Origin of the sequence: Rhodococcus sp. LB1, from assembly GCF_001583455.1 — a bacterium.
Classification (GTDB): Bacteria; Actinomycetota; Actinomycetes; order Mycobacteriales; family Mycobacteriaceae; genus Rhodococcus_F; species Rhodococcus_F opacus.
On record NZ_LTCZ01000169.1, the window covers coordinates 1 to 22,560 of the forward strand.

A 22,560-nucleotide genomic window follows, 5' to 3' on the forward strand; every position below is an offset into this window, starting at 1 on the left:
GAACGCGACCACACCTTCCAGACCGGCCACGAAATCAGCTGGTACACCTGTGCTGTCGGTGATCTCTGCGGTAGTCATTTCCTATTGTTCCTCAAAATTTGTGACGTCGGTGGGTCGTCGGGTGGACGGTCAGGAGCCGGGTCGAGAAGCGGAGCGTCGCTCTGTTCGCCCCAGTGGAGAGAAGGGGCGACTGTTCCGCCGCCGCTCTGTGGCTTCAGCTCAAGCACAAGGTGCCGTCGGACACGTCCGCGATAGCTACTTCCGGGGTTTTGAACACTCTCGATCCCATGTGCATCCTTTCTTGGCCGAAGTGCCCAGCGTTACCGTCTTTTCGCGAAGGCTCGTCCACCCAATGAACGGCGCAGTCGGATTGGTTTCGCTTCACTAAAAGGGGTTTGCCATTGCATTTCAAGTGTGCGGGATACAGTGCTCGCGGTTTGAACGCCAAGCTTGGGAGTGTTCACTGAGTGGACATCGGACTGCTGCACCAATAGGTGACACGTTAGGTCACGCAGCCTGAGTGGTTGCCGTGGTCATGATGATCTCGAATTCGATGGAGGGCAATCGGCAAGAGCTGTCTACCAGCGGCGCTTTTGGTAGGTGTGTTCGATCCAGGTGGCGATCGCGATACGCAGCTCTTCATGGGTGGCCCCCGAACGGCGGTCGAGGATGTTCTTCTGTAGGAGCGCGCAAAACGATTCAATTGCGGCATTGTGGCAGGCCTCTCCGCCTCTGCCCATCGAACCGACCAGGCCGTGGCGGCCGAGAAGGACGGACAAACGGAAGACGCTGCAGGGGTGGAAGCGCTGGAAGGGGCAGGTGCGGCTCGCGCCGCAATCTTTCGCTGTGTCACGCGCTACAACACAGGCAGGAGGCACTCCACGCTCGGCCGGATCTGACCGATCGACTTCGCGCAGCGATCGGCGACGCTGGCCACCGCCGCATAGGAACTGGGTGCCCGCACCTCAGGGGTGCCTCTCTATTGTCAAGCCGCCCTGTCGGATTCTTTCTCGCGTTGTCGGCAGCTGCGCCTTTCGTCGGCGAGCATGATGCGCCACACGTGATCGGACAGGTGGCGCTTGAGGCTGCGGGTCATTGCACGGGGACTCTTGCCCTCGGCGATCTTCTTGTCGTAGTAGCCGCGGCCGGCGCTGGCGGGCATCCGGATCTGGACCATCGCGTCGGTGTCGAGCGCGCCTGTCCCCGTACTGGGACAGGCGGTGGCGGTCGGTGTCGGCGCTGGCGACCTGCACCGGTGCCGATCCGTTGTAGTGCGCGTAGGCCACGGCAGTCGGGAACCGGCTGGCTCGTCCCGTTCGGCCGATCAGGCGGTCACCGGACCGGTGCCGTGCTCGTCGAGGGTCTTGGTTATGTGCTTCTCGATCTCGGCGAGCCGATCATCGAGGCGCCGGATGTCGGCGATCAGGTCGCGGCACAGGCCGACGCGGATGCGATCGACCTCGCTGCGGGCGCGGAAGCCCCGCAACAGTGTGGTGGCCGCGGCCGCGACACGGGGTGAGTTGGCGACGGTAGGCGGTCGAGCTGGTTCAGTACTGGGTGGTGTGACTCAGTGGTTGCGCCGGCGCTCAGAGTTACACCTTGCACGAGTCGTTGCTGCACTTGAACTCCGGGTCCGGGTCGTACTCGTCGTTGCTGGTCCCTCCGTATGAGGAGTCTTGAGCCGGTATTTCGCCGCCGGGACAGTGTGAATCCGTTGCGGCTGAATTGGCAACCGTCACTCAAGTTCGGATTGCCGCCCGTTCGGGTCGGAATTGAACACTGCCGACAATCGGGTGACTTTCTGGGCGCGCTTCAAGAGGGGGAGATCACTACCGTCGCGTATAGTCCCTCCCCGGGAGTCGAAATCTTCCAGGAATTCTGTGGCCCAAGCGGTTTCCGAGGAGCTTGGGCTGACAATTTTATTGATCGTTGGTGCCTGTGCGGTGTCAAGGCAAAGTTTGCCTGTGAGCCCGAGCCCCACTGCGGTCGTAGTTCGCTTGGAAAGTAGACGACGACTGCTGCCGAGTGTCGGGCCATCAATCGGTCCTGGTAGGCGTCCAAGTCGGCTAGCGACGACGAGTCGGGAACGCGGGTAGGCCATTGCGAGATCGTTGTCGCTCGTACCGGTGTCGCGGCGGTAGTCTCCGCTACCGAAGGCGAGCCGGAATGTTCCGCGAGTCGCGGCGATGCGTGGTGATTCTTCGATCCCCAATGCTGATTCGATCAGGCCGATGACGGGTGTTGTACGGCCGAGTCGATCGAAGGTCTCGGTAACCTGCTCGGCAGATTCCGTCTTCGCGAGCATGACACCGGTCAGCCCAGGTAAGCCCTTGAGTTGGTCGACATCGTCGGACCAGAACGAGGTGGAGTGATCGTTGATCCGCACCCACGCCTCTTCGCGTTCGAGCCACCGGACGACTGTCGCGCGAGCTTCCGGTTTGTGTTGGGGAGCAACAGCATCCTCGATATCGAGCACGATCTGGTCGGCTGCGGAATGCTGTGCGTCCTCGAGTCGGTCGCGGCGAGTGGTATTGACAAGTAGCCAGGACCGAGCGAACTCGGAGGAGACTCGGCGGGATGTAGCCGGGGCTGAAAGCGACATGTTGCGTGCCTTTCCATGTAGTCGTGCGCCCGCAGTGTGGTGACGTGGGAGATGGGCGAAGCTCTGGTGGAGAGTCGATGAACAAGACCGACCTTCTCGTCAAGGGGTTCCGGTGCGTTTCTGCTTCTTACCTTGCTGATATCTGCAGGTGCGCATTCAGCCCGGCGGAGATCAGTGTCCGCCTCTCACGGGTAGAGGCCGCGGATGCGGTCCGCGTGGGCCACTCGCTCGACGGCAATCAATGTCGCGGCCGAGCGGAGTGACACCAGCTCTTGCGTCGCCACGTCTGCCACGTGCCGCCATGCTGCGAGGATTCGGTCAGCGAGGCGGGCCTGCAACTCGTCCCGACCCAACCAGTACACCTGGTCGGCCTGCGCCCGCTCGAAATGCGAGGCGATCACTCCGCCGGCGTTGGCCAGGATGTCTGGGACCACCTCGATCCCGCGTTCGGCGAGGATCGCATCGGCGGCGGTGCTGGTCGGGCCGTTCGCGCCCTCGACGATCATCCGAGCCTGGACCCGGCGGGCGTTACCCTCGTGCAGCACGCCCTCGATGGCCGCCGGGACCAGCAATTCGACCTCGAGCTCTAATAACTCGTCGCCGGAGATGGTGTCGGCGTCGGGTAGTCCGGCGACCGATCCGGTGCTGGACAGCTGTACGTCGAGCTGGTCCGGATCAAGTCCGCGGCGGTCGTGCACCGCGCCGAACCGGTCGGAGACCGCGACCACCCGTAGGCCGTGCTCGTGCAGGAGCCGCACCACGCCGCGGCCGACCTTGCCGTAGCCCTGGACCGCGGCCCTCGCCCCGTCCACCGTCACTCCGGCCCGCTCGAGCGCTGCCAGAGCGACGTGCACGACACCGCACGGGGTCGCGTCCGTCCGGCCACGTGAACCGCCGATGGACAGAGGCTTGCCGGTGACGATCCCGGGCGCCGTGTACCCGCGGGTGGCCGAGTAGGTGTCCATCATCCAGGCCATGGTCTGTTCGTCGGTTCCGATGTCCGGGGTGGAAATGTCGCTCTTCGGGCCGAGGATCGGTATTAACTCGCCCGTGTACCGGCGAGTGACCCGTTCGAGCTCACGCTGCGAGTAGCTGTCCGGGTCCAGCGCGACCCCGCCCTTCGCCCCACCGTAGGGGAGGTCAATGAGCGCGCACTGCCAGGTCATCCACATGGCGAGGGCACGTGTTGCGTTGAAATCGACGTCCGGGTGGAACCGGACGCCGCCCATTGCCGGGCCGCGTGAGAAGTTGTGCTGGACGCGGTATCCGGTGAGTACCTCGATTTCACCGGAGTCGCGGCGCAGCGGGACACTGACCCGGGTCTCGCGGCGGGCGTTGGCCAGCGTGACATGCATGCCGGCGTCGTAGCCGAGCCGAGCAACAGCCTCGGATAGCTGAGATTGTGCGGCAGCCAGCGCCCGCGAACCCGTGGACGATGGGGTTATGGCGGCAGGAATCAGGATGTCCCTCACGGGGTGGCTTCTTTCTGGTTCGGCGGTTGGGACGTGCCCAAACGTCCCAACCGCCGAACCTCAGACTATTGGTCGTCAGCAGAGATGTTGTCGAATTGCTCAGGTGTGCAACAGCGTCGGACGGTCACTAGGATATGGCGATGTACGCAAGGAGGGTCAGTAGAGGTAGCCACCGGGGCCCAGTGGGACACCGAGCAGATACCAGACAACGAATAGTCCAGACCAGGAGATGAGGACGGCGATGGATAGGGGTATCGCGAAGGAAATGACCGTTCCGATTCCTGCGTTCTTCTTGTATTGCTGCACGTATCCGAGCGCAAGAATGAAGAAGGCGTTCATCGGGGTGACCGGGCCGGTAGCCGAATCCCCAATCATGAAGGCCGCCAGCGTTGCCTCCGGCCGCATGCCGACGTACATCATCATCGGCACCAGAATCGGGGCGAGGATGGACCACATCGCGGTTCCGCTCGAGATAACCAGATTCAGTACCGCGATCGCGAAGATCACAATGACCAGAACGACCAGATGAGGGGCGTTCAATTTGTGCAAGAGGTCAGCGCCCTCGACCGTGATAACGGAGCCCAACCCGGTCCATTCGAAGTAGCCCAAGAACTGTGAAGCGGCGAAGAACAACACGAGCACCGGCGCAACCGGAATGATGCCGTCCGCCATGATCTTCGGAAGCGCTGACAGCGACGTCACGGTCCCTGTCGCCCGCCCGTACACAAATCCCAATACCGCAAACAGGAGGCCGATGAACACAGTGATGTTCAGCACCACCACCGACTGCACAATACTGCCGTTCTCGCCGAGCAGAGGGGAGCCCGGAACCAGCATAAGCGCTATCACAGCCGCGACATAGACGACGAGCGCGACGCCGGCCCGCTTGAGCCCCCGGCGTTCCAACGAGGTGAGCTGAACATCCAAGTCAGTCACGTCACCCGCGGCCCCACCGTCGGCAGGCGAATCATCATCCGCCGCAGGCCACTGACTGAACTCAGGGCGTTTCGCCAGGACAAACTCGACCACCAGTGTGATGACGATCGACAAGTACACAGACGCGACTGCGGCATAGAAGAACGTCGCAACGGGGGTAACCACATAGTCGGGATCGACCGTCTGCGCGGCCGCAGTTGTCAGTGAGGCCCGAATCGCTGCGGACGGCGTGACAAGTGGACTCGCGTTGAAGCCCGCCGAGACCGACACAAATGCAACGAGGACACCGAGAACAGGGCTCCGTCCCACAGCACGGAAGGCCAATGCTCCGAGCGGAATCATCACCATGTACGCCGAATCACCCAATACGTGCGAGATCATCGAGCCAAAAGCGACCGCGAACGTCACCCAGCGAGCCGGCATGCGGATCACGGTAGCTCGGAGGAGAGCGGTCATGAGTCCACTCGCCTCAGCGATACTCACGCCGAGAATCATTGCGATCACAAGGGAAACAGCCGGAAACTCCGAATAGTTGTCTAGAGCGGACTCCGCGGCATAACCGATCCCCTCAAGGGAAAGTAGGTTCTTGACCTCCACGACTTCACCGGAGTTCGGCAAGGTAACCGATACTCCGGCCAGGGAGAGGACGAAGCTGAGACCGCCCACGATTCCGGCCATAATCCAGAACAACCAGAATGGGTTGGGAAGCTTGTTTCCGGCACGTTCGATCGCGCTGATCGCCCGGAAGAGGATCTTCATCGTCCTACTGCTGCTGTCAACGACAGGGGCGGTGGTGCTTTGCATCTTTCTGGTCCAATCCGGTTTCCGGTAGGGCGATGCGCTGTCAGGCAAACGAAGCAGTGGACTGTGACAGCGATACGATCTTCTTCAGTTCCCCGACTTCAGAGACGCCGGGTATTGTAAGGGTCAGGCGAAAGAACCTGAGCCGCTCTAATATTCGAGCGGCGATACGCAGTAGTCAGCCAGGTGCCGATAGCGCAAAGCGCTTAAACCGCGTGGCTGGCGACGGCGTCATAGCCGTCTTCTTCCGCCCGGGTAATGAGCGAGTCGAACGGGCGAGAAGCGAGGATGGCGAGTCGGTCCCTGTTCCACTCCAAGCCGTCGATGCACTTCTCTGCAAAGACCGGAATCACGGCGGCCAGCTCGGTGAGCGCCGGCGACAAGGAGGCGACGACAGAGGGGCTGTTCGAGTTGAAGTCGGGCTCGCCTCCGGCGACGGCCAAACTTACCGCCGTAGCCGCCGCGCGAATTGAGAAGCTGGCCTGTCCCACCATGCTGGGCACGACCGGATTGACCTTGCCCGGCATGATCGACGACCCAGGCTGAAGTTTCGGCAGAATTACCTCCGACAACCCACCGTTCGGGCCAGAGCTCAAGACACGGAGGTCGTGGCTCAGCTTGTACAAAATGCTGGCGCACCGTGCTGCGGTGTCGGCCAGCGCCGAGTAACCGTCGGCATGCGCGAAGGCGTCGATCGGGTTAGCGCTTGGACGCAGGGGCAGGCCCGTGATGTCTGCCAGTTGCTGTACGACTGCGGCCGCGAATCCGTCTGGCGCCCCGACTCCGGTTCCGAGAACCGTCCCGCCGAGCGGAACGGCGTAGAGTGCCTGCGCTGCGACCTCGAACTGGTCGGCGAATCGCTCCGCGGCGGCCGCCTGCGCCGTGTGGATCTCGGACACCGAAACCATGACGGCGTCCTGCCAGCCGGTGCGCCCCAGCCTCTCCACACCAGAGTGTCGCTCGGCCTGTCGAATGAAGCTACGCGCAAGATTTCGCAGGGCGGATGCCACGTCCAGCGCCTGACGGGCAAGGAGCAGCCTTGCGGCTGTCGGATAGGCGTCGTTGGAGGACTGGGACCGATTCACGTGGTCATTCGGGTGAATCGTCAGCTCGGATCCACTCGGAAGAAGCTGGGTTGCGCGTGAGGCCAGCACTTCGTTGACATTCATGTTCGTGGACGTTCCGCCGCCAACGGCAACGACTCGCAGCGGAAACTGATCCAGCAGTTCACCACGCGCGACTTCGACCGCCGCCTTCTCGATGGCGTTCGCGCGGGTCGTGTCGAGCAGTCCCAGGTCTCGGTTCGTCCGAACCGCAGCCAGTTTGATTTCGGCGAACACACGGACAAACTCGGGCAGTTGGTGCAGGCGGAGCCCAAAATCCGGCGAGTTCTGGAGCGCTAGCGATGTCACCTTGCCCCACAGCTGGCCGTTGGTGAGGTCGGTCGATTCTCGCACTTTTGTGCCTTTCGGTAGTTGGGAGGAGTCGAGCCTTGGGATCGCGGCGCAAAGGGCCGTGATGCTCAGATGTTCTGCCGTGAGCCACGCCCTAGCTGTCCTGCTCGTGTAAGGGAAATCATAGAACGGTCCAACTAGGTTGTCTAGTTACTAGGTTGTCATCTTGCTTCGGCTCGGCTTCATCCGCCTCCCACCGGCCGCGTCTTCGCAGGTACGGCCGCCGAATGAGAGCCGAAGGTGCGGGTGATTCTGCCGGGCTCGCCGGTCGAGAACTGAGCGCGCAAGGTCGGTTACACGCTTCGGACGACACGTCTCAGGCTGATCAGTCGCCGGTGGGAGTAGTCGGAGGAACGCCAGCTACGGCGCTAGGACGCCGGGTGCGTCAGATGGAGGCGTAAACGAGCGCCGAGCAGGCGGACCAGCTGGTAGGCGGTCCGGTTGAGCACTCCTGCAACAACCCCGTCCACAATCCGTCCTGTCCTCTCGCCGCGACCGAATTTGCGTCGATCGCCACAAATTTGGGAGACGATCGAGCACCCGCCCCCATGGACCGGATCCCGCAATCGGGATTGGTTCTCGAAACCACGTAGGGCCAACCGCCGCGGCCCATGCACCTGCGATCGGATTACGTCGAGTTCGCATTCTGCGCACACCGTTCGTGAACCCGTGAGCGCTGGCAGTCATCAGGGTGGGGGAGCTCCATGGCGATGCGGTTGGCGCGAGCATCGCGGTGCCTGCCGCCGCCACGAGCACCACCGCCATCCGACGCCAGGGCGGGATGGTCGGAAACTGCCGCCGACCATCGCCAGGACCACAAGCTCGTCAATGGCAATGATCGAGTGCTCACGCAGTCCTTCGCCCAGTGCGCGATCGAGGCGTCGGTGTAGACCGTAGCCGGTTCGGCCCTCTTACTCGCCGAGCGCTCCGTCGATCCGAGCGTGCTCGGCGATGGCGTGGAGCAGAACATATCGCCGAATAGGCACGGCCAACCGAGGGAGATGGGTTCACTATCGAGCTACCGACTGTGTGCGCACTCAACTCGATTTCCGAGTGCGGGTGGGGTTTGGCGGGTTCGTAGGCTACGAGGTGTTACTGGTCACCCCGAGCCCTGATATGTGCGTGGATCGAGGACGGGCCTTCTCGTCCTGAACTGAACTCCGGGATCTATGGACATGTGCGTCCCGGAGAAGTGTTTAAAGTTCTTCTCCGGTCGCTGACGTTGCGGCGTGCTGTAATTTCCAGCCGAGACGCGGGGTTGCTAGTTGCCGGCAGGTAGGGCGCGAGCGGCGCCCTGGGGAACGGTGACGTGGATCTCGTTGCCGAGCGCGGGCAGGCTGAGCGCGCCTGGATCGGGCACGGATACCCGGAGCCGAATCTCTGGGGTGATCTCGAGGACAACGGTGGCGAGACTGCCTTCGTTGACGACCTCGACCACCCGCCCCGCGATCGACGTCGCGGCATCCGTACCGCCCAGGCGGAGCGCCTCCGGCCTGAGCAGGATGCGGACCGAGTCACCCGCTGCGACCGCTCCGGAGTGCCGCGCATGCACTGTGTCGGTAGTGGACAATCGGACGAGGCATTCACCCGACCCGACCTCGACACACACGCCGGGGATCAGGTTGGACTGACCGACGAACCCGGCCACGAACGCGTTCGCTGGTTCCTGGTAGATCGTCTCGGGTGTACCGAGTTGCTCGATCCGGCCGGCTCGCATCACCGCTATCCGATCGCTCATCACCAGTGCCTCGGTCTGATCATGGGTGACGAAGATCGAGGTGATTCCGAGTTCGCGTTGCAGGTGCTTGATCTCCAGTCGGAGTTGCTCGCGCAACTTGAGATCCAAATTCGATAGTGGCTCGTCGAACAGTAGTACCTTCGGGCGCACTACAATCGCCCTGGCGAGGGCGACGCGCTGTTGCTGCCCACCGGAAAGTTGAGTGGTCAAACGATCCTCGGCCCCGGCGAGGCCGACACAATCGAGCGCGTCCGAGACGCGCTCGCGGATCTCCACTTTCGGACGTTTGCGCATCCGAAGCCCGTACCCGACGTTCTGGCCGACGGTCAGGTGGGGGAAGAGGGCGTACTGCTGGAAGACCATCGCGGTGTCGCGCCGGTCCGGTGGCAGGTGGTGGACATCCTGGCCGTCGAGCAGGATGCGTCCGGCGTCGGGCATCAGGAATCCTGCCACCATGTTCAGGGTTGTCGTCTTGCCGCAGCCCGAGGGGCCGAGCAGAGTGAGGAATTCGCCGGGGCGCACGTCGAGATCGAGGTTTTCGACGGCCGCCGACGAACCGAATTCCTTACGGATACCACGCAACGCGACGGCGGAGCCGCCGCTGCTCGCCCGCGCGGCCGCCGCCGTTCCGGCGCGTACGTGTGCGGTCACGTGGTACCTCCGTGGACGAACTCGGTCAGGCGAACGAACCGCGATGCCACGCCCGTGATGAGGCAGATGCCGACGACGCTGGTGACCGCGACGCAGGCGAGGGTCGGCGAGTACTCATACTCCATGTACTGCAGTAGTCGGATCGGCAGCGTGTTCGAATCGCGCGTGGTGAGGAACAGGGAGAGCTCGACGTTGTTGAACGAGACGATGAAGGCGAATAGTGCTCCCGCGAACATCCCCGACTTCATCATCGGCAGCGTAATCGTGGCGAACGTGCGCCACGCCGAGGCGCCGAGGTCACGGGCCGCGCGTTCCCAAAGCGGGTTGACACCGAGCAGGCTGACTCCCACGGTGCGCAGGACGAAGGGGATACCGATCGTGACGTGGGTTATGACTAGCAGGGTGGGACCGATCAGTTCTCTTGCGCCGAGGAGTGAGATCAGCTGTACGACGGACAGGCTGATCACGATTTCGGGTAGCAGTAGTGGGCTGGCGAGGAACCCTTCCAGAAGGGCGCGCCCGCGGGCTGGTCCGCGGGCGAGGGCATAGGCTGCGGCTGAGCCCACCACGACCGCGCACGCTGCGGAACCAAGCGCGATTTGGGCGGACAGCGCCATGGGCAGGAGCCACTCGGGGGTGAGCGCGGAACTCCACCAGCGCAGGGAAAGCCCGCTGGGCGGAAACGCGGGGTAGATGTCGGGCTGGATGGAGGTCCAGACCACGACGATCATCGGCACAGTTACGAAGGCGAGTATGAGCACGAGTAGCACGGTGCGCAGCATCAGCCACGGATGGAAACGCATCGTCATACCCCCTTCGATGAACGGCGGCCGGCCCACGCCAGCGCGGAGACCGTGATTGCACTGATCAGGAGGATGACCGCGGCGATCGCCGCGGCCTGGCCCCATTCGAGGCTGACCACCATGCGGTCGCGAACCAGGGTTGCGAGCGTTTGCACTCGTCCTCCGCCGAGGATTGCCGCCGAGGCATACGCGCCGAGACTGATCGCGAACGTGAGCATGAAACCGGCGATCAGGCCGGGCCGGATCAGCGGCAGTGTGATCCGGTAGAACGTGGTGACCGGTCCGGCACCGAGATCGCGGGACGCGCGCTCGAGGACAGGATCGACGCTCTGCACACTCGCCATCGCGGTGAACACCGCGAACGGCAGGAGCACGTGCACGAGCCCGACGATCACCGCGAACTTCGACCCGATGAACGCCACCGGTGAGTCGGCAAGCCTGGTCCAGAGCAGGATCTGGTTGACCAGCCCGTCGTCCTGCAACAGCACCAGCCAGCCGTAGGTACGGACCACGACGCTGGACACCAGGGGAGACACAACGACAAGCAGGACGAGCGTGCGGAACGGTGACCCGGATCGGACGATGAAATGAGCCACCAGCAGTCCTGCGGCCGTGCACACTGCTCCCACCACGACCGAGATCGAGACGGTGTCCCACAGCACCGACCAGAAGTAGTTATCGCCGAACAGGTTCGTATAGTTCGCGGTGGTGAGCGGTCCCGTGACCTTGGCGCCGTCGAAGGTCAGCACGCTGCTGGCAAGCAGCATCGCGGTCGGGATAGCGAAGACTGCCAGAACCCAAACCGTGGCGGGCAAAGTCAACCACGGCAGCCCCGAACGCCTACGCGTGGACGTGGACGTGGGGGTGGGGGTGGGGGTGGGTGAAACAATCGCGGTCACCGGACGGCCTCCGCCCACTGCTGCGACCACTCGGTGCGGTTCTTCACCACAGTTGCGGCGTCGGCGATCTTGATCTCTTCGAGTGCCTCAGGAGTCGTGATGTGTTTGGCTGCGAAGTCCGGGGAGAACTGCAGTCCGGTGATCGCGGGCCCGACGTTGTACGCAAGCGCCCAACGCTGCTGCACTTCTTCGGAAAGCCAGTAGTCGATGAGTTTGTAGGCCGAATCCTTGTGCGCGGCACCGACCGGGATACCGAGGGAGCCCAGTGACGCATACGTTCCTTCACGCGGAACCGTGAAGTCGTAGTTGTTGGTTTTGGAGTAGATCGCGGCGCGGCCATCCAGGTAGGGGAATGCCGTGGCGGTTTCCTTCGCCATGAACGGCACCGCCTCGGCCGACCTTGTCGGCGTGGCGAGGGCGTACTTGGCCAGTTCCGCTGTCCGGGCGAACCCAGGATCTATGTCGTCGATTCCTCCGCCGTCCAGCTCGGCGGCGTTGAGCAATGCGTAGACACCGAGAATATTGGCTGGGTTGAAGATGAGCGCACCGGAGCGATATTCCGGATCCCACTGCACTCCCCAGCTCGTGGGCGGCTGCGGAAATGCCGTGCGGTTGTACATCAGCACGACCTGCTGGATGTCCTGGATCGCACCGACGCCGTAGGTGTTGTTCAGCAGTTTTTGTGGCAGACGGGCCATATTCGGCACCTGCTGCGGCGTCACCGGGGTGAGCATCTCGTCCCGGCGACCCTGATATAGCTCGAGACTGGTCATCACAGCGAGATCGAAACCGGGGTCGCCATTGGCGGCCCGGATGGCCGCGTACTGTTCCGCGCCCGACCCGCCTGCCGAGTACTTGACCTGGATACCGGTTGCCTCTGTGAACGGCTTGGCGATCTGCTCCTCGAATAGGTCCTGGTACTCGGCGCCGAATCCCTCGACGAGAACCGTATCCACTCCATTTGCACTGTCGCTGGTACTCGTCGACACGCAAGCGGCTAGAGCTGTTGAGACGCCGAGCGCGAGTGCCACGCGGGCGAGCTTCTTCACCACGTCGGCCTCGCCTCCGAGGTGTAAGCAGGATGGGCGAACGGGATTTCTTGGTCCTCGATCGCGCTGATCCCGTGGAACGGGATGTCCACCCTGCTCTTGGTGGCGGTGCCGCTACTTCGTATCCCTGTTGTCGGCATTTCGTTGTCCGATCAGGTGTTTCGTGTGAAGAACTCGCAGTCGACGGATTGTTAGCTGTGGCTCACCCCAGTCGGGAAGGGGCGGGTGAGTGGAGACAGGCGCTACCAGCTGTGCAGGTGCGCCATCGACAGTTGTCGTCCTCAGAGTGGAATGAGGTATCGGAACTGCTGCAGCCTGGTTGGTCAGCCGGGGAGGTTCTGCAAGACCCGCTCGCGTGCAACGGTCATTCGCCTTTCGAGCTGCTTACAGGCGGCTTCTGTCTGTCCTGCCCGAAGCATGTCGACAAACTCACGGTGGTTGGCCACGGCAACGACGCGATCGGCGCCGCGCGATGTGACCGCAGCCAGTCGAGCCTCCACCAACAGCTGAGTATGCGCGGCGACCAATCGTCGAGAACCGGTCAGGCCGACAATTGCGGTATGGCATTGAGAGTCGAGCCGAACCTGTGCGAGCCGGTCGGACGAGGCGACCGCGGCCTCGAGCTCCTCGAGGCTTCGATCCACCGCCTCGCGAGCTTTCTCGGTCGCGGTGTCGAATGATCGGCCGCCGGCCGCTTCGAGATGAAACCGTGCGGTGAAGATATCGATGAGGTCTTCACGGCTGATGCGGGTGACGGCAAGTGGCAACCCGCGGCCCTGCTTTTGGACCAGGCCGTCGTTCTGCAGCCGCAGCAGCACTTCGCGAACGGTAGGTCGGGCGATGCCTAGCGAATCGCTGATCTGCCCCTCGGGCAATGGGGTGCCGGGGGGCAGCGACCCATCAATGATCTGACTACGCAGTTGTTCGACGGCCTGGTCTACTAAGCTCGTCCGCTCTAATTTCGTTGCCGGTTGCATCAATGACCGATCCTAGAATCCTGCCGTCGGTATGTGTTCATTGCGTTGCCCTGCCTTCGGTGTCGAGAAATACGCGCGGGGCGCCCGAGCGACTAGTCACTGAGTTCTCGCTGGCTTGTTCTGACCGCGCGCTCAACGATGAAATCTTGACTTCGTGGATGCGGCTGGTGTCACGTTAACGCGGCCCGGTAGGCGGCGAGTGCTGCAGTGCTAGTGAGGTCACCGGACCCCGCAGTGGACTGACAGACATGTCTTACCTCGATTGATCGGCTGCTCGGAGGAGCATCGGTTAGCGAATCGCCAAGATGTCGACGTTGGTCAGGCCGGGCGAATTCCTCCAGCCTTCGCGGTCCGTCGCGTGGACGCCAACGCAACTCTGGCGTGCTCCTACTCACAGCGACAACTATAAATCGTTTCAACCTGGTTGTCTAGCTGTCTAGTTAGTGACAGGATCGCGGACTGTGGTGTAAGTGATCGCGTTGTTCATCCAAAGCCTCGGCGGTAAGGATCGATCAAGCGGGAGCAACCGATGTCGAACTTCGAAGGGACTTCTCGTACGGCTGTTACTGCTGTGGCAGTCGCCCCCTCGCGCTCGCGCTCGCGTTCTCGTGACCTTGCGAACGACAGAATTGGCTCGAGCGAGCGTGAGCGCAACGTCAGGGACGCGCCTTGTCCGCACCGCTCGGTGATGGAGACTTCGATTGCAACCTGGAGCCCGCCGCTGCGCGAGTTCGCGACGACGAGCGGAAATGCAGCGTGCACGGGCGACGGCTGCGGTTCATCGAGCGTCATCAGACGTCCCGCCGCGCCGATCGGCGCACGTGCTCCGGTTGGCGGTGACCACTCGATGGGCGACTGGGCGGCTGGTCCGCATCTCCGCCCTCGATTGCGGTGCAGGATTCTGCTTCTAGCGCGCGGATGGCGGGTTCGTTGCACACTAGCTGGACAAGTAACTCACGGTCCGATTCCGTCAGGTCATCGGGAGCGCCTTCCGTCACCAGCGGCAGAAGGATCTGCGCAGCGCGAGGCATGCTGATGCCGAAAATGCCGATGAAGTCTTCGTTCGTTGGGCCACCGTATGGTAGCCACGCCAGGATGAATCGGGCGAGATCTCGTTCGTACGAGTTCATTTCGATATGTACCTCCAGGTTCGACATCCGATCGAGTGGTACTGCGAGCAAGCGCGCGGTGGCCGCTGACTGCGGCGGGTGCACGGATCCTGGTGACAGGGGCGACAAGAAGGGTGAGCACGAAACGCGCGACGCCGACGATTTCAGTGAGGATCCAAAAGAACCAGAACGGATTGGGCAGTTTGTTCCTTGTACGCTCGATCGCGGCAATGATTCGGGCCGGCCGTTCATTCCGCTTTCGGGCGCTAATCGGCCGCGAGTCCGCTGTGCGTGTCCCGCGTACCGATCACCGTGCCGCGGGCGCGAGTCCTCGGTCTGCTTGCCCGAACCTCGTGGAAGCACCGCTGCCCGCGCGTGCGGCAGAAACGCCTAGGTGGCTCGTTCCCGGAGTATGTGAAATAGGCACTGCCGCTTCGGAAGTATGACTGTGTGCCACTGGCTTGGGCAGTGCGGCGTGTTCCTCCGTGTCCACTACGTTGAACCAGTTGTAGTTCGGTTCTAGCTTCCGGTTCGAGTTAGTCCAGCAGGATGTCGTTGGGGTCGTGCCGGCGCCGATTCCCATCTCTCCAGTACAGCAACTTCCTCGCCCGCACTCGCGAGCGACCGGGCGATGCGTGCACCCACGATTCCGGCACTCGCAACAACGATTTTCATGTGTTGCCTTTCTTGCAGTGACACAGATCTGCTCATACGGAAGGGAAGGGAATTTCCACGAAGAACTCGGCAGTTCCCGGGCGAATAAGGGTCGCGACGACTTCGACAGCGCTCCCGTCCTTGAGCCGAGATTCCCTGCGCCTCAGCAGGGCTGGCGTTCCGGCCTGGCTGTCCAGCAGTTCGGCGTCGAACTCGCTGACTATCACCGGGTCGAGGTAGACCCGGACCATGTCGATCGGCACCTGTCGGCTACGGAGATACGGCATGCTGCGGAGTTCTTCAAGGTCTTGTTCCAAGAGATCGGGGGCGGCCGAGAAGAGAATGACGTGCCGCTCGACGGAGCGTGGCCGGTCGTGTATGTCCAACTTGCGGCGGACCATCTCCACCACGGCGGTATCGGGCGCTGCGCCGGGGAGCGCCAAAATCGCGTCGGTCGCCCTGACGATCTTCGCGGAAATGACTTCGTGTCTTCCCGGAACGCCTTTCTCGGAAGTCTCGGGCGCGACATAGTTGAGCAGATTAACCTGCTGCATCGCGTCCGCGACGAACGTTCCATGACGTCGACGACGGATGGCCAGACCCGCATGTACCAAGTCGTTGAGGACGCGTTGAGCGGTGGCACGGCTGACGTCGTGCTGTTCGCAGAGGTCTTTCTCGGTCGGCAACCGCGCTCCGGCGGTGAGGATCCCTGCGTGGATCTGTTCTTCGATCTCTCGTCTGATCTGTTGGTGGAGCGGCGCCATACAATGACCGTATAATATGCGAATTGCTAGGTCAATTGCCGCCCGCTGAAAATCCGCAAGGTGCCGCCGGTCGTCGCCTCTGGCCTGGCTCAGGCCTGACCGGGCCGACCAACACGACGAAGGGATACACAGTGAGCACTGCTATGGACCGAACTCGTATCGAGCACGATCTCCTCGGGGATCGTGAGGTACCAGCCGACGCGCTGTACGGAGTGCACACGCTGCGGGCACTGGAAAACTTCACGATCAGCGGCACCCCGATCAGCCGATACACCGAGCTCGTGTCAGCGCTCGCCTATGTCAAGCAAGCCGCCGCGGTGGCCAACCACGAACTGGGCCTCCTCGATAACCAACGCTGCGCCGCCATCGTGCAGGCGTGCGAAGAGATCCAGCACGGCCGCCACCACGAGCAGTTCGTCGTCGACGCCATCCAGGGAGGCGCCGGTACATCGACGAACATGAACGCCAACGAAGTGATCGCCAACAGGGCACTGGAGATCCTGGGACACCGACGCGGCCAGTACCAATACCTGCATCCGCTCGAACACGTCAATCTGTCGCAGAGCACCAACGACGTGTACCCATCGGCACTGAAAGTCGCACTGCACTTCGCCGTAGCCCGACTCCGCAGAGGTATGGATGCGCTGTCCGTCGAATTCAGCTCCAAAGCAACCGAATTCGCCGACGTCCTGAAGATGGGCCGGACCCAGCTGCAAGACGCCGTCCCGATGACACTGGGACAAGAGTTCGGCACCTTCGCTGTGATGATCAACGAAGACAGCGCCCGGCTAAGCGAAGCGCTGGTCCTCATCTCCGAAATCAACCTGGGGGGCACAGCGATCGGCACGGGACTTAACGCCCATCCCGACTACGCCGCTAAGGTGTGCGCGGAACTGCGGCGGATAACGGGGCTCGAGTTGTCGACCGCGACGGACCTTGTCGAAGCCACCCAGGATGTCGGCGCGTTGGTTCAGTTGTCGGGTGTACTCAAACGGACCGCCGTAAAGCTATCGAAGATCTGCAATGACCTGCGACTCTTGTCCTCTGGTCCCCGGGTTGGTTTGGGTGAGATCACTTTGCCGACAGTGCAGGCCGGTTCGAGCATCATGCCCGGTAAGGTCAATCCGGTCATCCCCGAAGTGGTGAGCCAGATTGCGTTCGAGGTGATCGGCAACGACATCACGATCACCATGGCCGCCGAAGCCGGGCAGTTGCAACTGAACGCCTTCGAGCCGATCATCGCCCATAGCCTGTTCAAATCACTCAACCATCTGACAGCGGGTTGCGACGCTCTTGCAAGACTCTGCGTGCCCGGAATCGCTGCCAACGTCGAGTATTTGCGCTCCAACGTTCAGCGCTCCATCGGTCTGGTGACCGCTCTCAACCCCCACATCGGGTACGAGGCTGCCACTCGTCTCGCCGCTGATGCGCTGTCGAGCGGGCAGGCTGTGGCCGACCTAGCGGTGTCGCAAGGCCTGCTCAGCCCCGAAGAACTGGCATCCATCCTCAACCCAGTGACCTTGGCCTACGCATCACGGCCCAATGCAGCACGGGAAACCATGTGAGGGAACGGCAGCAAGTGAGCAAGTGTCAGACCGAGCGTTCCGGACGGTCATCGTGGCGCCGGTCCGTATCGAATCGCGGTAGTGGTACGGCAATCGCGCGGTGGCCGGGACTGGCGCACACCTGTATATAACCTGATCGATCGCATCAGATTCGTAGGTGGCAGCCGAGTCTGCGTTCGGCGAGCGGTTGGCGAATACCGGACACCGGCGTAATTCTCACGTCTACGACCAAGAGCTCTTAAGGACGCGTATTCGCGTCGCATAGGCGAATCAAGGCGAATCTGCGAACCGAAAGTCACGGTAAGTCATGCACAATCCGCTTTGTCGAGCGTCGACTCGAACGGCACCGTCATTCCGGGCGCAAGTCAGACCCGGGCGGTCATCCTTGTTGCCAGTCATTTCCTGCGCCGCCACACACACCGATGGAGGGCAGCGCCACTTTGGTGCCGCGAATGGTCCCGTTCCGAGGGACTGCGGTCGCCATTTTCGGTATGACTACTTGCCCCTGTCTCTCGAATGATCTGGGGGGTGTCGCCGAACATGATGGCATCGATGGACGTGTCCCTAGCCACCTACCTAGTCGTGTGCCTGCTCGACGACCCAGGCCGCGATCTGTGTCCGGGAGGTGAAGTCCAGTTTGGCCAGGATGTGCTCCACATGCCCCTGTGCGGTGCGCGGCGAGATCACGAGGCGGTCGGCGATGGCCTGATTCGTCAGGCCTTCGGCGATCAGGTCGGCGACCTGGCGTTCCCGCTTGGTCAGTCGCGTCGACGCGTCGGAGTCTCGTGTCGTGGCGCTGGGTGGTTGCTCGTGGAGGGCGTAGGCGATCGCCGCGTCGAAGCCGAGATGGTCGCCTTTGCGGCGGGCCGCTCCGAATTCCTTATCGCCGAGTTCCTGTCGGACCGACTGAGCGCATTCCTTCTGGTAGACAAGAAGAGTGGAATGTATGACGGCAGCACTTCCCACTGACCGTGCCAGACTGTCTGCGGCTCCCATCAGCACTGCGGCCCGAGTTGGGTCGCGCCGGTTGCAGGAGATCCAGGCCAGTGCCTCGAGGGAGGCTGCGGCGAAGCGGGGGCTGTGCACTTGCCGGGACAGCTGCAGCGATTGTTCGAGTAACCGGACCGCGCGATCGGTATCACCCTGTCGCCACACGGAAATTCCCAAGGCCCACAGTGAATGCGACCGATACACCTTCTCGCCGTGCATCTCCGTGATCGCGAGAACCCGTTCCTGGCATTCGATCGCCTGGTCCGTGAGGCCGGACAGTTCATAGGCCAACCCCAACGGATACAGGGCAGCTACTTCGAGCGTTCGATCTCCGCGTTCGCTGAACGCGGCGAGCGCGGTTTCCAGGTGCGAGCATGCTCGCGTGAGATCACCACTAAGGAGGCCGAGCATGCCGTCGGCACAATCGACGTAAGCACGCATCACGGGGTCGCTCGTGTGCGCAGTGAGGGTCCGTGCCTTCTCGACGAGTGTTGTCCCGGCCTCGAGGTCGCCCTGCACATTCGCCATGACGCTGTCGAAGTAGAGCCCCTTGACCCACTCGAGGGTGGGTGGCCCGCTCTGGCGGGCGAGCAGTTGGTCGAGCCAGCGTCGCCCCTCGTTGTGAAGGCCCTGGGCGCTCCAAAACCAGCGGAGTGCGGCGGCGGTGCGCAATCCGGCGGCGGGATCGTCGTCGATGCTGAACTCGAGGGCCTCCCGAAAATTCGGCTGTTCCCGCTTCAGACGGGCGATCCAGTCGAGTTGGCGGGCGCTGATCCACTCGGCCTCCGCATCCAGCGCCAACGCCTCGTACCAATCACGATGCCGGCGACGCAAAGACAAAGCTTCACCGGTCTGCTCGAGTTTCTCGAAGCCGTACTCACGGAGGGTCTCAAGCATCCGGAACCGCACCACCGACCCGTGCTCCTCCCGGATCAGGATCGACTTCTCCACCAGCGAGGTCAGCGTGTCCAGCAGCTCGTCCGGGTCAAGGCCCTCCCCGCACACCTGCTCCGCCGCATCGAGTTCGAAGGTTCCCGCGAACACCGCCACCCGCCCCCACACCAATTGTTCACCGGTGATGCACAATTCGAAGCTCCAGTCGATGCACAACCGCAGCGTCTGTTGCCGCGTCGGCGCGCCCCGGTTGCCGCGGGTCAGCAGGGTGTAGCGGTCGGTCAGCCGCCCAAGGATCTGCTCGGGCGAGAGCGCCCGCAACCGGGCCGCCGCCAGTTCGATCGGCAACGGTAGTCCGTCGAGCCGGTGGCAGATCCCCGCCACCGCCACCGTGTTTTCCTCGGTGAGCGCGAAGCCGGGAACGGCGGCAGCGGCGCGTTCGGCGAACAACGTCACCGCATCGTACTTGGGCAACGCACGCGGGGAGGGTCGCCGGTCGGGGTCGGGGGTGGTCAGCGGTGGGACCCGCAGCACCGCTTCCCCGCCGATGACCAAGGGTTCGCGGCTGGTCGCCAGAATCCGCAGCCGCGAGCACACCCGTAACAGGGGGTCGGCGAGTTCGGCGACCGCGTCCACCAGGTGCTCGCAGTTGTCGAGGACCAACAACACCTGTCGCGGTGCAAGGAACTCGATCAGGACCTCGCGCAGCGGCCTCGCCGAGTGGTCTCGCAACCCCAGTGTGCCGGCGATGGAGTCGACCAGCGACGACGCGTCACGCAGCTCACCCAACTCGACCAGCCGCACCCCGTCGGCGTACTCGCGCTGCACAGCGGCCGCGACCCGCATTGCCAGCCGCGTCTTGCCCACACCCCCGATCCCAGTCAACGTCACCAGCCGGGATCCGGTCAGCAGGTTCTTCGCCTCGGTGAGCTCGTGGCGACGACCGACGAAACTGGTCAATTCCAGGGGAAGATTCCCCGTCGCGCTCCGAGACGAGGGATCCGTGGACCGAACCCGACCGGACACGGGCTGTGCGTCATCGCTTGCCGCACCTGGGGCGGTGTGCAGGGCCATCTCGTCGACCGGAAGGCCATGATCGCGTTGCAGGGCTCGCAGTTCCTCCCCGAAGGCTGCGGCCGTGGCCGGACGCTGACCGGGCTCACGGGACATCGCCCGGGCGATAACAGCGGACACATCCTCGGGGATCCCGTGCTCACGCAGATCGGGCATCTCCTGCGTGGTGATCCGCAGAAACTGCGCCACCACCTGCTCACCGCTGCGGCGCTCGAACGCGGCATGCCCGGTCAGCGCACTGAACAGGGTCGCGCCCAGGCCATAGACATCGGCCGCCGGACTCGGCGGATCACCGCCGAGGACCTCCGGCGCGGTATAGGCCGGCGACCCGGTGACGGCACCGGTTGCGGTCTCGAAACCCCCGGTGATGTGCGCGATACCGAAATCCGTCAACTCCGGCTCCCCGTACTCGGAGAGCAGGATGTTCGCGGGTTTGACGTCCCGGTGCAGGATCCCGAGCCGGTGCGCCGATTCCACCGCACCGGCCATCTTCACCCCCAGCCGCAACGCCTGATCCAGCGGCAACGGCCCGTAACGGCGGATCCGGGCATCCAGGGAATCCTGCGGGTGGAAGGGCATCACGATGAAGGGGCGGCCGCTGTCGGTGGCACCNNCTCCTCGTCGAGTTCGACGGTGAGGACCTTCACCGCCACCGTGCGGTCCAGTTCCTCCTGGGTGCAGCGGTAGACGGCGCCGAACCCGCCACGTCCGATCTCTTGGGCATCGTCGAAACCGGTGTCTGCCAGCTCCGCGGCCGGGGAGGCCGGGTACCGCTGCGTGTCGAGCGGATCACCTTCACCCATCGGACGGTCTACTCACCCCGTCGGCTCATGGATCACGCGCACTGGTCCCGACGGCACGACCAGCGCAGATACAACCGTGTACTCACTCTCGATGGCGTGCTCACAAGGATATCGCTGCCATCGGTTTCGACGTGTATAGGGATGCCGCGGTCAACGCGGTAGCTCTGGCGAATCACGCGATGGCCGCCCCAGTTCGGTACGCCCACGCACGCTCACCCGGCGATCGCGACGGAGTCGGCATTGCTGCCGACACTAAGATGACGTCGTCAAGACGACCGTGTCCCGGTTGACGACCGCCGATCTCGACCGACTGACCATGCGAGGTGCACGACCCGGTCGGCAGGCCCCCGCGCTACCCGCATTCGATCCCGCTGCACCCGCGGCCGAGCGAGTGCCGGTGGAAGTCGACCGCACCGCCACTCGGGACGGGATCGTGGTCCTTCTCGGCCACCAACTCGCGCTAGGACCGGACACCACAGGAACCCGGGTAACGCTGCAGATCGACGGCGGGCTCATCCATGCTGTCGCGGGGAACCACCTGATCAAGACGCTACCGAATCCGCTCGTCGCCGCCGACCTGGGCCGACTCACCCAGGTTCGACGGTCAACGACGCCCCTGCCTCCACCTCTGCCGGCGGGGCCACAACGCCTGCACCGACGAGTTCCGAAGGACGGCGTCGTGATGGTGGCCGGTCAGCGGCTGCGAGTCGGACGCACCATGCCGGAACCATCATCACTGTGATGGTCGAAGACCACCACTTCCGCGTCCTCGACGGAACAACGGAACTCTCGCTGCATGCCAGAACGACCACCAAGCCAATCCGCAATTTCAACGCCCACCGACCCAGAAATCGTTAAGCATGTCCCGACTACATTTCGTCAAGCATGTCCCCAGACCACACACGTCACATCTCGGTTTCGGTGCGAAAGACATCCACCACTGCCTGGGTATAACCTCGCACGGCTGGAGCTGCGCGTCATGCTCGAAGAACTGTTCATCGCCCATCCCGCACTCCACGCGGTGGGTGAACCGGAACTGCTGCTCTCCGCGTTCATCAGCGGCATCGATTCACTTCCAGTCCGGACACGTGACTGACGGTGCCCGAGGCGCACCTCGACCACAGAACAAAAGAAGCCTGAACTGCGAAGATGGCATGTCCCCTCCTGATCTGACTCCCAACTGGACATCGAAGAGTCACCGGGGTCACTCGCTCACTCCGGTATCCGACTTCGGAGAATCGCCCCGGCTGCAGGCCGCCCTGCACCGGTAAGTCGTCATCGTTCACTCGGCCGTACGTCTGCGATTCCGCGGTCCAGGCCATTAC

The 22,560-nt window shown here is 63.1% G+C and carries 14 protein-coding genes and 4 pseudogenes; 4 read left to right on the plus strand and 14 right to left on the minus strand.

Annotated elements, in window-relative coordinates; translation table 11 throughout:
* Window positions 1-578: 578 nt before the first annotated feature.
* Complete coding sequence (locus AZG88_RS53980) at window positions 579-779, minus strand: integrase core domain-containing protein (protein ID WP_442971739.1); 201 nt, start codon at window positions 777-779, stop codon at window positions 579-581.
* Between AZG88_RS53980 and AZG88_RS51935 the strand changes: the two are divergent.
* Window positions 772-899: pseudogene (locus AZG88_RS51935) on the plus strand (IS3-like element ISRhosp5 family transposase); the annotation flags it as partial. The gene AZG88_RS53980 and the pseudogene AZG88_RS51935 overlap by 8 nt on opposite strands.
* 86 nt (window positions 900-985) lie before the next feature.
* On the opposite strand, the pseudogene AZG88_RS55660 reads toward AZG88_RS51935, so the two are convergent.
* The 12 genes and pseudogenes from AZG88_RS55660 to AZG88_RS22835 form a co-directional block, all read right to left on the minus strand.
* Window positions 986-1,507: pseudogene (locus AZG88_RS55660) on the minus strand (transposase); the annotation flags it as partial.
* Between the two features lie 228 nt (window positions 1,508-1,735).
* Window positions 1,736-2,602, minus strand: coding sequence for an HpcH/HpaI aldolase/citrate lyase family protein (locus tag AZG88_RS50295; protein ID WP_082833425.1), 867 nt, complete (start codon window positions 2,600-2,602; stop codon window positions 1,736-1,738).
* A gap of 185 nt (window positions 2,603-2,787) precedes the next feature.
* Window positions 2,788-4,074 (minus strand): Glu/Leu/Phe/Val family dehydrogenase, encoded by a 1,287-nt coding sequence (locus AZG88_RS22790; RefSeq protein ID WP_231914140.1) that lies wholly within the window; start codon window positions 4,072-4,074, stop codon window positions 2,788-2,790.
* A 156-nt stretch (window positions 4,075-4,230) separates the two neighbouring features.
* The gene (locus AZG88_RS22795; RefSeq protein WP_061699242.1) at window positions 4,231-5,769 is read right to left on the minus strand and encodes an AbgT family transporter; all 1,539 of its coding nucleotides are present in this window, start codon (window positions 5,767-5,769) and stop codon (window positions 4,231-4,233) included.
* 248 nt (window positions 5,770-6,017) lie between these two features.
* Window positions 6,018-7,268 carry a lyase family protein gene (locus tag AZG88_RS22800; RefSeq protein ID WP_061699183.1) on the minus strand — a complete coding sequence of 417 codons (1,251 nt, stop codon included), beginning with the start codon at window positions 7,266-7,268 and terminating at the stop codon, window positions 6,018-6,020.
* 1,258 nt (window positions 7,269-8,526) lie between these two features.
* On the minus strand, window positions 8,527-9,654 hold the full coding sequence (locus AZG88_RS22805) for an ABC transporter ATP-binding protein (protein WP_061699185.1): 1,128 nt from the start codon (window positions 9,652-9,654) through the stop codon (window positions 8,527-8,529).
* On the minus strand, window positions 9,651-10,463 hold the full coding sequence (locus tag AZG88_RS22810; protein ID WP_061699187.1) for an ABC transporter permease: 813 nt from the start codon (window positions 10,461-10,463) through the stop codon (window positions 9,651-9,653). The genes AZG88_RS22805 and AZG88_RS22810 overlap by 4 nt, the downstream gene beginning before the upstream one ends.
* Window positions 10,460-11,356 (minus strand): ABC transporter permease, encoded by an 897-nt coding sequence (locus tag AZG88_RS22815; protein ID WP_197487907.1) that lies wholly within the window; start codon window positions 11,354-11,356, stop codon window positions 10,460-10,462. The genes AZG88_RS22810 and AZG88_RS22815 overlap by 4 nt, the downstream gene beginning before the upstream one ends.
* A complete protein-coding gene (locus AZG88_RS22820; RefSeq protein ID WP_061699191.1) occupies window positions 11,353-12,312 on the minus strand; it encodes an extracellular solute-binding protein in 960 nt (319 codons plus the stop codon). The genes AZG88_RS22815 and AZG88_RS22820 overlap by 4 nt, the downstream gene beginning before the upstream one ends.
* A gap of 416 nt (window positions 12,313-12,728) precedes the next feature.
* Window positions 12,729-13,382, minus strand: coding sequence for a GntR family transcriptional regulator (locus AZG88_RS22825; protein ID WP_082833430.1), 654 nt, complete (start codon window positions 13,380-13,382; stop codon window positions 12,729-12,731).
* Window positions 13,383-14,173: 791 nt separating this feature from the next.
* Entirely contained in the window at window positions 14,174-14,539 is a 366-nt protein-coding gene (locus AZG88_RS22830) for a hypothetical protein (RefSeq protein WP_061699197.1), read from the minus strand.
* 659 nt (window positions 14,540-15,198) lie between these two features.
* The gene (locus AZG88_RS22835) at window positions 15,199-15,909 is read right to left on the minus strand and encodes a GntR family transcriptional regulator (RefSeq protein WP_061699200.1); all 711 of its coding nucleotides are present in this window, start codon (window positions 15,907-15,909) and stop codon (window positions 15,199-15,201) included.
* 143 nt (window positions 15,910-16,052) lie between these two features.
* On the opposite strand from AZG88_RS22835, the gene AZG88_RS22840 reads away from it, so the two are divergent.
* Window positions 16,053-17,474: an aspartate ammonia-lyase gene (locus tag AZG88_RS22840; RefSeq protein ID WP_061699202.1), complete on the plus strand. Its 1,422-nt coding sequence runs from the start codon at window positions 16,053-16,055 to the stop codon at window positions 17,472-17,474.
* Between the two features lie 576 nt (window positions 17,475-18,050).
* Here the strand turns inward: AZG88_RS22840 and AZG88_RS22845 are convergent.
* A pseudogene (locus AZG88_RS22845) lies at window positions 18,051-21,235 on the minus strand (protein kinase domain-containing protein).
* A gap of 286 nt (window positions 21,236-21,521) precedes the next feature.
* On the opposite strand from AZG88_RS22845, the gene AZG88_RS52775 reads away from it, so the two are divergent.
* Both AZG88_RS52775 and AZG88_RS50300 read left to right on the plus strand, forming a co-directional pair.
* Window positions 21,522-21,977 carry a hypothetical protein gene (locus AZG88_RS52775; RefSeq protein ID WP_061699204.1) on the plus strand — a complete coding sequence of 152 codons (456 nt, stop codon included), beginning with the start codon at window positions 21,522-21,524 and terminating at the stop codon, window positions 21,975-21,977.
* Window positions 21,978-22,143: 166 nt separating this feature from the next.
* Window positions 22,144-22,331: pseudogene (locus AZG88_RS50300) on the plus strand (cytochrome P450); the annotation flags it as partial.
* Window positions 22,332-22,560 lie beyond the last annotated feature (229 nt).